The sequence below is a fragment of the Paenibacillus sp. J22R98 genome, from assembly GCF_059383835.1.
In genome coordinates, this window is the sequence record NZ_JBXENW010000012.1 from 63,146 (window position 1) to 75,285 (window position 12,140).

A 12,140-nucleotide genomic window follows, 5' to 3' on the forward strand; every position below is an offset into this window, starting at 1 on the left:
ATCATACCCAAGGAGGAATGACCATGACCACCCTTAAAGTTTGGCTCGACACCGACATTGGCGGCGATATCGACGATGCGCTTTGTTTAGCTTATCTGCTAGGCCAACCCAATTGTGAGCTTATTGGCATTTCAACGGTAGGCGGCGAGGTCGAGAAACGAGCCATGGTTGCGGATGCCATCTGCAAAGCAGCCGATCGAAGCATCCCCGTGTTCGCCGGTTCAGACAATCCAATCATGCCGAGCAGCATTTATCCTACACCGGACGGTGCATCGAAGCTGCCCAATTGGCCGCATGAAGCACATTTCAAAGCAAGCCAAGCCGTCGACGCCATGCGCGCCGCCATCCACGAGCATCCCCATGAAATCATGCTGCTGGCCGTTGGCCACCTGACCAATATCGCGCTGCTTTTTCTGCTCGATCCTGAGGTTCCGAAGCTTCTGAAGGGGCTTTACATCATGAGCGGCGTATTCTCCGAGGAGCTCGAGGCCGGGCCGGATATGCCAATGGCCAATTGGAATTCCTGGATGGACCCGCATGCCTGCGCCATCGTGTATAACACGCCGGTGGCGATACATCGCACGTTCGGATTGAATGTGACATCGCAGCTTGTCCTTGAACGGAGCGAGAAAGCGGACTTATTCGCGACGCCGGTTATGCAGGCCGTAGAGGACTTTGGCTCCCCCTGGCTGGAACAGCATGTGATGACCTTTCATGATCCACTAGCCGCAGCCTGTTTGTTTGAACCCCAACTATGCACATACCAACGCGGCTCCGTTGAAGTAGACTATACCCACAGGGACACGTTCGGCCAAATGACATTCCAAGCAAGCAGTACCGAAGGAATCCACGATATGGCGACAACCGTCGATCGCGAGCGATTTTTCGAGCATTATTTCTCCATGACCGGCCTCCAGAGCCGCCCTCTCTAACCCAGCGCGCCAAAAAGCCTCTTAACCGCAGCAACGCGATTAGGAGGCTTCTTATCTACACCTTTTTCAATACATACAGTAAACGATAAATCAGCTCCGCGCATTCCGCACGGCTCGATTTCTTATCTGCCGCGATGCTTATGCCCGGATCATTTTCCTGGATGATGCCTTCCCATAACAGATTGTGCACCGCTTGCTTAGACCAATCATCATACCCTCTGGATGCATCGGCAAAATGCAGCAGCTTCTCCGTACTCTGCGGTTTATAGCCGCCATATAACAGCGCTTGATTGATGATTTCCAAGGTCTCTTGCTGTGTAATCGTCTTGTTCGGATGGAACGTCCCGTCCGTATACCCTTTAATCAAGCCGGCGCGCGCACTTGCGGCAACCACGTTGAAGTACCAAGCACCGGACTTCACATCTTTGAAATACGTCCCGCTATCCGAAGGGGCACTAAGCGCTTTAACCAGCATCGTCGCAAACTCCGCACGGGTCACAAGACTCTGCGGCTGGAAATAGCCGTCTTTATAGCCTTGTACCACTTTCATAGCCGCTAAGGTTTCAATAGCAAACTTGGCAAAATGGTTAGGCAGCACATCCTTAAACGTATTCCTCGCCGTACGATTATCTACCAGCGGGATGATTGCTTTGGCATCCTCCCATTTCAGCTGGTGCTCAGCAAGCACGGGAACCACTCCGATTTTCTTCACGGTTGATGGTAAAAGCTTCTTGGAAACCAGCTGATGCGAGTACATACCGTTAGGCAGCTGCTCGTAAGGATATACGACATCTACATCCTCAGAGAGTTTAACGGGCTGATTGTTCTCGTCATAATATTGGATTTCATAATGCTGCACCAATTTTCCCAGAAACCCTGGGCGGAAATTGACCTTGCCTTCAATGATCTGCGGCGCCGACTGCCGATCCACGAATCGACCTTCCTGCGGGCGAAGCCGATTGAGAATAGCCGTTCTCATCGTATCGAAACTATCGAATCGATAGAGAATGTTGGCCCCGTTTGATACCTGCTTACTGTCCTCTGCATAGAGAAATATCGAGCCGTCTCGTTTGCTATAACCGTAGGAGACAGTGAATGGCAGCTTGAACGTTGGATTAAACGTATCTCGGTTATAAAAAGCATTATCGGCGATTACCATGCTTCCTCTCGCAAACAGCAAACGGGCGTCATAGTAGTAATCGTCTTTATACTCCCCATAGAGAATGCCTAGATTATTAGCCGAGAACCTTCTTCCCGCGTAATAAGCCATCTCTCCGTCTTCCAGAACAGCCTTCGTACCGTAAGAATATCCGTCCTCCGTTTTCCCTACGATCTCCCCGGTGTCGGGGTTTATTTTATACAGCCTGCCTCCCGATGTTCCGGTTTCACCAATCCACAGAGTAGACCCATCCGCACTCGCAGTCAGCGCCGGATTACTCAGATAGTTCGTGTAGGCTACCGTCTCCGCCGGCCATTCATGCAGCTTGTTCCAACCATTGCCGCCGCCACTGTAAAACAGCTTGCCATTCCCGGTCGCCGCAACATCTTGCGTTGCTTGGCCCACTTCGAGCTCGGTCAGCGGCGCCATGAAAGTCGTCTCGTGATTCGTATTTAGTTTGACCATATGCGTGCTGCCTTTAAGCGAGACATAAAGCACGCCATCGCGTATATCGATATCCGAAGGCTGTGAGCCAATATAACGATCACCTGTTACAGCGAAAGTAGCCGTATCAATCTGCAGCAGGCGATTGGCTTCAGCAGATATCGCATACAGATACCTCTCATTGTCGCCCATAACCCATGCCGTAATGGACCGGTTAAAGCTCATCATGCCATCACCGACATCGGCGACTTGCACCGCCTTCTGGGATGGGTTTAGCGTGTAGGCTCTTTTTATAATTTCTCTTGAATTGACTCCTGCATAGCTATAGACATTGCCGCTGCTGTCAGCCTGAGCGACGGCATACCGAGGCAGGGAAGCATAACTCGCAGCTAACGCCCCTTCACCCTTCGTATATACCCCCGCCGAAGTGTAAATAAAGTTGGCATTTACGTACAGCACTTCGCCGCCAACAGACGTGGAAACAATACGCCGCGAATCAGGATCAACGAGCGTGTTTCCGTAATAGATGTCGCCATTATCCATAATGAGCGAATTGCTGAATCCCCCGCTAAATTCAGGATTCATCGTCCACAGCTTCTCACCGCTCGCAGTATCATAGGCATTCAACCTGTAGCTCGATGAACTGCGCTGCCCTGCGTAAAGACGGTGAGTAGACCGGTCTACCGCAAGCTCAAGCTCGCCTATATTCTTGTCTATGATCGAATCCGCGCCGTTTGTAAGATCAATCCGATGGATGCCTCCCCAAGTGTCATCCTCTCCATAGAACAAATTGCTGCCATCTACAGCCACGCTGATCGGCTTCGCTTGCGTAATAATCGTGGATTCCCGCTGCTTTGTATCGAGGTTCACGACTGCAATTAAAGTTGCGCCCTCCAGCGCCACATAGAGCTTATTCCCGACCTGCTCCATGGCGCTTGGATGCGAGCCTACGGACAGCCGTTTCTCAATCCGCATCGTATCCGGCTTTATAAACAGAAGTTCGTTCGTTTCCGAAGCGGTGGCGTAGAGATAGTCCCTTTCCTTGTCGATTTTGAGCCGCTCCAAGTACGACCCGGTATTAAGTTTTGACTCCTGGACCACAGGTGTATACGACGCAGCTGCAGCATGTACCGCCGCGAGTTTTCCTCCTTGAGGTAACACGGTTGCTAGTAATAAAGCCGATAAACTTAGCAGCATCGATTTTTGAAATAAACGCATGTAACTCTTCTTCCCTTCCAAGACAATCTCCAATCACATCCCTCTATTATAAGCCGAGAGAAGGCCGGAAATCGTGAGTTGAAGGATGCCAAATATAAGCAAAAAACCGGAAATCGCCTCCTACTGGAGTGACTTCCGGCTTACTCACACTTCATTCAACACATCATTCTTCTCCCCTGCCCCAAGCACGCTCCCCAGCTTCTGCACCGGAACACTGGACAGGATAAGCAGCGCCGCCAGACCGTCCATCAACGTCAGCCGCTCGTCGAGCAGCAGCACGATAAACAGCAGCGTCACGAACGGAGTGAAGAAGGTAAAGCTGGCAATGAGCGAGGCCGGCGAATAGCGCAGCGCCCGAAAATAGAGGAAGAAGCCGAGCACGATGTTGCACATGCTTAACCAGAACACACCGCCGAAATCTACAAGCCGCGGCAGCGTTAGGTTCGAATATATCAGCAAACTGCCTGCAGACAGCACGAATGCTACAACCGTGATCAAGAAGGTGCTGATCAGCATATCTTTCTTGTTTCTCTTCACCAGATTGGTGAACAGTCCCCAGCTGACAGCTGCCAGAATCGCCAGCACATCGCCGGTCAAATTAGTCAGCTTTAGCGATGTCATATCCCCTTTTGTCATGAGCAGCAGCGTCCCCGCAAAGCCCATTACGACGGAGAGCAGCTTGTATCGATTCATTTTCTCCTTATGGATGGGGATTGCGAAGATGACAATAAAGATGGGGAACAGATAATTCAGCATGGAGGCCTCGACCGCCGGAATGCGATCAAGCGCCTGCAGGTAGAGCGCATCATACAAGAACGCGAACAGCCCGCAGGATACAATAAGCGCCGTTTGTCGCCATGGCCATAGACGCAGCGTTCTCCATCGCACTTTATACAAGACGATGCCCGCGAACACGACAACTCCGATTCCATTCATATAAAATAACACCTGGTAGCTGTCCAATTGGCCCAGCACCAGCTTGCTCACTGCCGCAACCGAACCCCAGAGCAGCAGCAAAATCGGCATGAGCACATAAGGGCTCCGCGATAATTCCGTCTTCGTCTGACTAGCTTGCATCCCGTCTACTCCTCACTCCACCTGTTCCTTAACGGCGATCGAATCGGCAGATCATCAGCGCATTGCCTTCGCAATCCTTGAAGGTAAAACAGACATGGTCGCTGTATTCCCGAATAGGCTCCGGACTCACGCCAAGCTCGGCTAACCGTTGATGCGCCAGTTTAATATCATCCGTATCAAACGTGAATGGCGCCTGCGATACCAGCCCGGCTTCACCTTCTGATTGTAGCAAATGCATGACGTAACGACCATCAATTGCAAGCTCAACGAACGAACGGTAGTCATGGGCTGTTATCGTAAATCCGAGCGTGTCGCAGTACCATTTTGCCGCAGACTCCAAGTCCCGTACATAGTGCATGACCCCGATAATATCTTGCTTAATCAATGGCTTCATCCGCTTCATCCACCTCGCTTGGTTATTTGACAACTCCGTATTTGTTGCCGTCCGGATCGTACAGCGGGAAGCCGGTTATGCCGTCATCATAATGGATGATCTCGCCGATGTTAGCTCCCTTGTCCTTCAAGTTTCGATAGGCTTCTTCCACATCGTCCGTATGAAAATTAAAATATTGCTCTACCTCATAATCGTTCTGCGGAAACGCATGCTGCACGATGTTATACGACTTCACGAGACAGAACATGATGCGATAGTCATTCATCATCATAACGGTTGCTTTGGGTTCGTCTCTGCCTGTAATCTCGAAGCCCAGCACCTCCGAATACCATTTGGTAGAACGCTCCAAATCGCTTACCGGGACAAAAATACCTACGCCAAATAAAGACGGTTTACTCATCTCTTTATTCCTCCTGCTCGGATGGATTATTGGATCTGAAAGGCGTCGACACCATCAGGACATTGCCATCGGGATCTTTAAAATAAAACCAAGCCTGCCCGCGGACCACCGTGACCCTGTCGATCGTGATACCCGACCCGGACAGCTCTCGGTAGCTGCGGAACATCGCTGCCATATCCGCTTCGCGAAACGCGCTCACGAAGGATTCGAACAGCTCCTTGCCGGACTCCCGATGCATCGTCTTCTCCTTCGGGGAATCAGCTTCCTCCAGCCAGTGAAGCTGCCGCTCGGCTGCTTTCTTCAGCCTCGTACGCGCTCGGTGAAGCACAGCCTTGATCGCGGTTACCGGCTGCGCCAGTGCCTGGCCGGTTTCTGTCGGGGAGAAGCCGAACACATCCGTCAGCAGAATCAGAACGACCTGCCTCGGCTCCAGCGCGTCCATTAAATATTCAAGCGACTCTCGTATGTCATGTCGGTTCCATTCGGTATAAGCCAAGTTGTTGTAGTCGGTTAGCAGCTCCGGCATGAAGGCGATTTTGCGGCGGCGGCAGCTATCAAACCACGCATTCGCGGCGATGCGGTACAGATATGGCTTGCTCAGCTCGCGCTCCGGCCAGCGGCTGAATCTGCGATAGGCTTTGAGCATCACCTCTTGGTACAGATCCTCGCCATCCCAGGCCGACCCGGCTAATTTGCCGCAATAGCGGAGCAGCTCCGATTGATAGGGCGTCGTCTGCTTCTCGAACGTTTCGTCGTTGTCGGATTTCATGGATCCGTCAACCGTTGTTGTATTTCTGCTTGTGCGAATAGTACGCCGAATTCGGCAGATCTTCTACAATGCCGATTAGGTTGCCGTCCGGATCCAGACAATCGAAGAAGCGCGTCCCGCTCGCATCATGCGCAATCGGCAGCACTTCGGCCCCTTTCTCGCGAAGGGAAGCGTGGGTGTACTCAATATCAAAGGACTCCAAATTGTAATACGGAATCCGCACGCCTCCTCCCGCATCGAACTGCGTAGGCACAGGCTGTTCTACTTTCCATAGATTAATAAACGTAGCCTCCCCCGGAAAAGCGAGCCCTGTGCAGCAGTTCGATAGATCGATCGTCTCCAGATCAAACATCCTTATGTACCAATCCGTGGAGCACTTCATATCCGTTACAGGAATAAAGATACCGCTAATTCTACTTACGCTTCGTCGCATGAGGCTCCCTCCCAATTGGACATTCACTACACCTATCATAACGTGGTCGGAAGGCGCGCAGATACGGGGTCAAAATAATATTTTTCTGGATGATAATCGTTATCATTTACAGTGGATCTATTGAATATTGACATATGCTGTTATAAAATAGACTTCATTGATAATGATTATCACTACCAATTAGTGCATTGGAAGCATTTGTCCATGTTCGCAGATGAACAGCTATTTAACCTGCTCCATAGCCATCGACTACTATCCATTACAGGGAGGCACTTCCATGAAACAGCCCAGCATCGAAGAATCACGCGCGAAGTACATCGACTTTATTGAAAGCCGCAAATCGCTTATTCTGAGCACGCTAGATGCCGAAGGTACGCCTTTCATCAGCTATGCGCCATTCGTTAAAGTAGACGGCAAGCTGTACATCTACATCAGCCGTATTTCCGATCACTACCGTTTTGTAGAGAATAACGAGCGGATTCACGTGATGTTAATCCATGATGAGTCGGCTACGCCGAATGCTTTTGCGCGAGAGCGCGCTCGCTGGGTATGTGAATCGCAGAACCTCGGCAACGAAGGGTACGAAGCGATCTTCACTGCATTCGACGAGAAGTTTGGCGACAAAATGATGACCATGCTGCGCGGCCTCGACTTCTCCCTGTTCGAGCTGACACCATCGGCAGGCCGTTATGTCGTTGGTTTCGGACAAGCGTTCGATGTCGATCTGGCCGGCGACCGTTTCGAGCATGTCGTCGTAGATCGCAAAGATAAATAATGATGAGGACGGTGCAGGCATGAGTTATGAGGCGGTTGGTCCAATTTGGCGCGTTGTCCGTGATCGGTTTCAGAAAATGGTGCAAGGATTGAAAGAAGAAGAGCTTCGTCTGGCAATGACTTCAGAATCCTCTTCTATTGCTCATATGATTCGGCATAACGCCGAGGTGGAGTATATGTTCGCGGAGTGGTTCTTCGGCGCAACTGTGCCGGAAGGAACAGAATACATAGCGAGCGGTCAAGGCGGCGCTCAGAATGAGCAAATCCTAACGCTGCAAGAGCTTGTTGCATTCTCTGCTGCAGCAGACGCTTTTCTAACGGAAGCGATGAAACAACTTAGCGATGATGCTTGGGATACGATCGTCGAATCGAAGATCGGACCGTCCTCGCCGCGCGAAGCGCTGGGCCGTGCCATCTATCATACGGGTCTGCATGCGGGACAAATCGGGCTTATCCGTAAACATGCACCGCAACCATCGGCAGCGCAGTAATACATCAAAGAAGGCAGGACCTCGTGAATGAGGCCCTGCCTTTATCTTGTTCAGCCGAGCTTAGTGACCTTTGCTCTTGTTATCTGTATTGTCTTGATTGTCTTTGCTGCCTTGATTGTTTTGGTTGTCTTGATTGCTTTGGTTGCCGCCTTGCGAACCACCGTTATCCTTGCCTTGTTTCTCAGGACCTTCTTGCTGCGACTTCTCTTCTACTTGGCCTTTCTCTTCTACTTGGCCTTTCTCTTGTCCTTGCTCGGTGCCTTGCTCTTGTCCTTGCTCGGTGCCTTGCTCTTGTTTTTGCTCTACACCGCCGCCTTGGCCACCGCCCATGCCGCCGCCTTGACCTTCGCCCATGCCGCCGCCTTGACCGCCGCCTGCACCGCCACCTTGACCGCCGCCTGCGCCACCGCCTGCACCGCCGCCTGCGCCGCCACCTGCACCGCCGCCTGCACCACCGCCTGCACCGCCGCCGCCACGAATACGTTTGGCGCCTTTACCGATACCTTTGCCCATGCCTCTGCTCTTCGCCTTCATCTTTACGCCCGACTTCTTAGCGTCATAAGCGTAAACCATCGACTTCAGCGTACGTTTATCTACGTTGCCGGTCATCGGCAAGCCGTGCGACTTCTGATAATATTTGACACCCCGAACAGTCAGCGCATTGTAATGTCCATCGATCGGCCCGGAGTAGCTGCCTAACGATTTCAGCATCCCTTGAATAACGTAAACATCCGGCCCCCGTGCCCCTTTACCAATCGCCGAGCCGACATTTGGCGCACCAACAAGAAGGGTTAGCACCAACAAAAATGATCCAAGAAACTTAGCAGCCGATCTCAAGGATTTACCTTTAGATCCATGAGAACGTTTATTTGCCTCCATGTAACAAGACACCTTCCTTTTGGATGTAGTGAGCATGATTTGCCACAGCCCTTACTATACCCAATACCTATTTTCCATTATGCTTCTTCGCAGTAAAGGTTTGCCCGCCCCATAACGATGTTTAGAGCGGATATTTCTTAAACATACCCACTGATTGAGGAGCCGTGTATGCAAAACCGAATTTCTGGTATAATCTGTCTGCCGACACGTCGGCGAGCAAGCTCACATAAGCACCGCCCGGTGCATGAGTATTCATGTAATTCATCAGTTCTGTCATGAGCAGCGCAATACTTGCCCTTGAATCATGCAGTTATTTTCGCTCGAAAATCAACACTTTTAGGGAGGAAACCCGTTTATGATCCTTAATCGTTCCGTTCCCGTAAACCACGTATTGCCGCACCTTTACTACGAGAATGTTGCAGAAGCGCTGACATGGTTAAGCCAAACCTTTGGTTTTCATGAGCACTACCGCTTCGAGCTCCCGGATGGGCAGCTGCATGGCGCGATGATCTACCTCGGCGAAGTGTGGGTGATGCTAAAGAGCCTTGGCCAGCTAACGGCTAGTCCTGCCAAGCTCAGTGCAACGACACAGTCGTTAATGATCTTCGTGAGTGACGTCGAGGCCCACTATAACCACTCCAAATCGGCGGGGGCACAGATCGTTGAGGAGCTCTTCGAAACGGAGTACGGGGAGCGGCAATATTCGGTGGTGGATAACGAAAATCACTTATGGCAATTCTCGCAGCATGTCCAAGACGTGGATCCTACTGCGTGGGGAGCCACGCTGGCAGATCGTTCATAAACAAGAATGCCGGGCGCTTCTCGTGAAGAGAGGCCGCCCGGCTTTTTCTATTTACATGGATTTAATTGACATTTAAACGAATTTTTTATAAAATTTGATTAAGTAATCAGTTTTTTGACTAAATGCTCAGATCATTATAAATCCGTATAATTAAAGGAGAATGTCCATGAACAATCCTGTCAACGAAACCTCATCCGTTACCGGCTGGAGATCACTCCCCTTAACCGCGCTTGGTTGGCTCGGCGTGTTGGCCGGAATTGCTTTTCCACTGGCCACTTGGCTGCTTTTCCGCAATTCTTGGGGTTCCCCGGACCTCGATTGGTATCAGTGGATCACCCCGTTAGCATTTCTGCTGGGAGGCGCATTGAGCTGGCTTGCAGCAGTGATGCTGTTCAGCCGCAAAGCCGCCGGCCGCGATGTGCTGGAGCTTGCGATTGCGGTCCTTCCAATTACACTCGCGCTGCGCTTGTTGATTGTCATCGTTGTGTTCATCGGCACGGTCGCTCGCAGATTGCTCGATGGGTCGATTGTTGATTTTTTCACGGATTTGGAAATTTCATCCGGCAAGTTAGTGCTTAATCTCGCGCTTATCTTGGTCATCATCACCCTCATCATCATGCGTACCCATGCTAAAACCAAACCTCAACCCCCGAAGGAGAACAAAGATGACTGATCGTAAGGAGGGCGAGAAGCAATCGTTTATAACCGAAGCCAGACGGTCGCAGATCATGAATGCGGCCATCGCAACGCTCGATGAGATCGGTTATGTGAACGCAAGCCTCGCCCAAATCGCTAAGAGAGCCGGCATCAGCACGGCGCTCATTTCGTACCATTTTAAAGATAAGAACGATCTGATGGACCATACGCTGCTCATGCTTGTTCAGGAATCCTCCTCCTATGTGCTGGAGAGAACCGCTACCGCAGCTACGGCCACCGAGAAGCTTCGTGCCTATATTAACGCCAGCATCGCCTACCAAGGCACTCGGCCCAAACATAATACGGCGCTGATTGAAATCGTCTTCCATGCTCGAACACCCGATAATGTGCCGTACTACAAGCTTGGCGACGATGAGGATGATCCAACGCTTGCTCAGCTCAAGCAGATTTTGCATGATGGGCAAGCAGCAGGCGAATTCTGCACTTTCAACATCCTCATCATGGCGAGCACCATTCAAGGCGCTATCAGCGAGTATCTGGCCAATGGGAGTCTTATTGCGCAAGTGGACATGGAAACGTTCAGCGCCGAGCTTGTGAGTACCTTTGAACGGGCTATTCTCGCTCCACAATAGTGGAACCCCAATGACAATGAAAAGCCGAGTACTCACCTCATGAGGTGAATACCCGGCTTTTCTATTACATCGGACTTCCGCCCGTTAGATACAGCAGTTGATCCTGCGATAGTGTTATCGTTCCGGCTGCGCAGCTATCCAGCATGTATTCCCGCTTGTTCGCTCCGGCAATCGGGAAGACTGGCAGCGGCTGCGAGGTCAAATACGCGAGCGCGATGCGCGAAGCCGTCGTTCCGAGCTCTGACGCGAGCTGCTTCGCGCGATCCAGCCGGTCGAAGCTGGCCTCGTTGAAATAATGCGCTTTGACGATATGGGCGCTGCCGCCCATCTGAATGGCCTGCCCTCTGAAATAGCGTCCGCCAAAGAAACCGTTCGCCTGCGAAGAGAAAGGAACGATTGCCATACCGAGCTCCTTGTAGTAAGCAAGCGACCTCTCGTCCATAATGGCAACCGTAGGATCGGCAATTATCCCTTCATTCAGCACCGCCAAGTTCCATAACGGCTGACTCGCGGCAAAGCTCGCAATTCCTTTCCGCTTGGCATATTGGCGTGCTTCCTCGATACGTTCAGCACGCCAATTCGAGCAGCCAAATGCACGAATCTTGCCGGCGGCCAGCTGTTCATTCAGCGTCTCCAAGATTTCTCCCGCAGGAATCGACGGATCGTCCCGATGGAGCCAGTACAAATCGATGTAGTCAGTCTGGAGATGACGTAAGCTCTGCTCGAGATCATGCACAATCGCTTCCTTGTTTAATCGGGAAACCGACATGGACTGCAAGTCCGGATGACCGCCCTTGGTCGCAACAATCCTCCGATCCCTGCCGCCGCGTAACCGGAGCCATTCCCCAAGTGTTCGCTCACTCGTGCTCTTTCCTTTGCCAAGCCAGTCTTCGTATACATTAGCCGTATCCAGAAAGTTGCCCCCGAGCTCGGAGAATAAATCCAACAGCCCAAAAGCCTCTTCCTTCGGAAGCGTACCGCCATAAGCGGACGTTCCTAGACAGATAACGGAAGCCTCGATCGGCGTTCCCGGTATGGTGCGCTTATTCATCCTGATTGCCTCCCCATTAAACGTTGAA

The 12,140-nt window shown here is 51.5% G+C and carries 14 protein-coding genes; 6 read left to right on the forward strand and 8 right to left on the reverse strand.

What is annotated here, in order from left to right; all coding sequences use genetic code 11:
• The first annotated feature begins 23 nt into the window (after window positions 1–23).
• A complete protein-coding gene (locus AC50Y3_RS26570; RefSeq protein ID WP_494821721.1) occupies window positions 24–932 on the forward strand; it encodes a nucleoside hydrolase in 909 nt (302 codons plus the stop codon).
• Window positions 933–987: 55 nt separating this feature from the next.
• On the opposite strand, the gene AC50Y3_RS26575 is transcribed toward AC50Y3_RS26570, so the two are convergent.
• The 6 genes from AC50Y3_RS26575 to AC50Y3_RS26600 all read right to left on the reverse strand — a co-directional run bounded on the left by AC50Y3_RS26575 (window position 988) and on the right by AC50Y3_RS26600 (window position 6,826).
• Window positions 988–3,753, reverse strand: a complete 2,766-nt coding sequence (locus AC50Y3_RS26575) for an S-layer homology domain-containing protein (protein WP_494821722.1) — start codon at window positions 3,751–3,753, stop codon at window positions 988–990.
• A gap of 144 nt (window positions 3,754–3,897) precedes the next feature.
• A complete protein-coding gene (locus AC50Y3_RS26580) occupies window positions 3,898–4,830 on the reverse strand; it encodes a DMT family transporter (RefSeq protein WP_494821723.1) in 933 nt (310 codons plus the stop codon).
• Between the two features lie 28 nt (window positions 4,831–4,858).
• The gene (locus tag AC50Y3_RS26585; protein ID WP_494821724.1) at window positions 4,859–5,224 is read right to left on the reverse strand and encodes a VOC family protein; all 366 of its coding nucleotides are present in this window, start codon (window positions 5,222–5,224) and stop codon (window positions 4,859–4,861) included.
• 22 nt (window positions 5,225–5,246) lie between these two features.
• Window positions 5,247–5,624 carry a VOC family protein gene (locus AC50Y3_RS26590; RefSeq protein WP_494821725.1) on the reverse strand — a complete coding sequence of 126 codons (378 nt, stop codon included), beginning with the start codon at window positions 5,622–5,624 and terminating at the stop codon, window positions 5,247–5,249.
• 4 nt (window positions 5,625–5,628) lie between these two features.
• Complete coding sequence (locus AC50Y3_RS26595; RefSeq protein ID WP_494821726.1) at window positions 5,629–6,393, reverse strand: sigma-70 family RNA polymerase sigma factor; 765 nt, start codon at window positions 6,391–6,393, stop codon at window positions 5,629–5,631.
• Window positions 6,394–6,400: 7 nt separating this feature from the next.
• Entirely contained in the window at window positions 6,401–6,826 is a 426-nt protein-coding gene (locus AC50Y3_RS26600) for a VOC family protein (RefSeq protein WP_494821727.1), read from the reverse strand.
• A 277-nt stretch (window positions 6,827–7,103) separates the two neighbouring features.
• Here AC50Y3_RS26600 and AC50Y3_RS26605 point away from each other — a divergent pair, with 277 nt between their 5' ends.
• Both AC50Y3_RS26605 and AC50Y3_RS26610 read left to right on the forward strand, forming a co-directional pair.
• The gene (locus AC50Y3_RS26605; RefSeq protein WP_494821728.1) at window positions 7,104–7,601 is read left to right on the forward strand and encodes a HugZ family pyridoxamine 5'-phosphate oxidase; all 498 of its coding nucleotides are present in this window, start codon (window positions 7,104–7,106) and stop codon (window positions 7,599–7,601) included.
• A gap of 19 nt (window positions 7,602–7,620) precedes the next feature.
• Entirely contained in the window at window positions 7,621–8,091 is a 471-nt protein-coding gene (locus AC50Y3_RS26610; RefSeq protein ID WP_494821729.1) for a DinB family protein, read from the forward strand.
• 60 nt (window positions 8,092–8,151) lie between these two features.
• On the opposite strand, the gene AC50Y3_RS26615 is transcribed toward AC50Y3_RS26610, so the two are convergent.
• Window positions 8,152–8,970, reverse strand: a complete 819-nt coding sequence (locus tag AC50Y3_RS26615) for a peptidoglycan-binding domain-containing protein (protein WP_494821730.1) — start codon at window positions 8,968–8,970, stop codon at window positions 8,152–8,154.
• 355 nt (window positions 8,971–9,325) lie between these two features.
• On the opposite strand from AC50Y3_RS26615, the gene AC50Y3_RS26620 reads away from it, so the two are divergent.
• From AC50Y3_RS26620 to AC50Y3_RS26630, 3 genes are all read left to right on the forward strand, one after another.
• A complete protein-coding gene (locus AC50Y3_RS26620; protein WP_494821731.1) occupies window positions 9,326–9,772 on the forward strand; it encodes a VOC family protein in 447 nt (148 codons plus the stop codon).
• A gap of 166 nt (window positions 9,773–9,938) precedes the next feature.
• Window positions 9,939–10,445 carry a hypothetical protein gene (locus AC50Y3_RS26625; protein WP_494821732.1) on the forward strand — a complete coding sequence of 169 codons (507 nt, stop codon included), beginning with the start codon at window positions 9,939–9,941 and terminating at the stop codon, window positions 10,443–10,445.
• Window positions 10,438–11,061, forward strand: a complete 624-nt coding sequence (locus tag AC50Y3_RS26630) for a TetR family transcriptional regulator (protein WP_494821733.1) — start codon at window positions 10,438–10,440, stop codon at window positions 11,059–11,061. The genes AC50Y3_RS26625 and AC50Y3_RS26630 overlap by 8 nt, the downstream gene beginning before the upstream one ends.
• A 64-nt stretch (window positions 11,062–11,125) precedes the next feature.
• On the opposite strand, the gene AC50Y3_RS26635 is transcribed toward AC50Y3_RS26630, so the two are convergent.
• Window positions 11,126–12,112 carry an aldo/keto reductase gene (locus AC50Y3_RS26635; RefSeq protein ID WP_494821734.1) on the reverse strand — a complete coding sequence of 329 codons (987 nt, stop codon included), beginning with the start codon at window positions 12,110–12,112 and terminating at the stop codon, window positions 11,126–11,128.
• Window positions 12,113–12,140 lie beyond the last annotated feature (28 nt).

Coding starts and splice junctions, on each gene's coding strand:
- AC50Y3_RS26595 (WP_494821726.1), bottom strand. CDS start 6,393: ATGAAATCCGACAACGACGAAACGTTCGAGAAGCAGACGACGCCCTAT.
- AC50Y3_RS26610 (WP_494821729.1), top strand. CDS start 7,621: ATGAGTTATGAGGCGGTTGGTCCAATTTGGCGCGTTGTCCGTGATCGG.
- AC50Y3_RS26605 (WP_494821728.1), top strand. CDS start 7,104: ATGAAACAGCCCAGCATCGAAGAATCACGCGCGAAGTACATCGACTTT.
- AC50Y3_RS26630 (WP_494821733.1), top strand. CDS start 10,438: ATGACTGATCGTAAGGAGGGCGAGAAGCAATCGTTTATAACCGAAGCC.
- AC50Y3_RS26620 (WP_494821731.1), top strand. CDS start 9,326: ATGATCCTTAATCGTTCCGTTCCCGTAAACCACGTATTGCCGCACCTT.
- AC50Y3_RS26625 (WP_494821732.1), top strand. CDS start 9,939: ATGAACAATCCTGTCAACGAAACCTCATCCGTTACCGGCTGGAGATCA.
- AC50Y3_RS26615 (WP_494821730.1), bottom strand. CDS start 8,970: ATGGAGGCAAATAAACGTTCTCATGGATCTAAAGGTAAATCCTTGAGA.
- AC50Y3_RS26635 (WP_494821734.1), bottom strand. CDS start 12,112: ATGAATAAGCGCACCATACCGGGAACGCCGATCGAGGCTTCCGTTATC.
- AC50Y3_RS26590 (WP_494821725.1), bottom strand. CDS start 5,624: ATGAGTAAACCGTCTTTATTTGGCGTAGGTATTTTTGTCCCGGTAAGC.
- AC50Y3_RS26580 (WP_494821723.1), bottom strand. CDS start 4,830: ATGCAAGCTAGTCAGACGAAGACGGAATTATCGCGGAGCCCTTATGTG.
- AC50Y3_RS26585 (WP_494821724.1), bottom strand. CDS start 5,224: ATGAAGCCATTGATTAAGCAAGATATTATCGGGGTCATGCACTATGTA.
- AC50Y3_RS26570 (WP_494821721.1), top strand. CDS start 24: ATGACCACCCTTAAAGTTTGGCTCGACACCGACATTGGCGGCGATATC.
- AC50Y3_RS26575 (WP_494821722.1), bottom strand. CDS start 3,753: ATGCGTTTATTTCAAAAATCGATGCTGCTAAGTTTATCGGCTTTATTA.
- AC50Y3_RS26600 (WP_494821727.1), bottom strand. CDS start 6,826: ATGCGACGAAGCGTAAGTAGAATTAGCGGTATCTTTATTCCTGTAACG.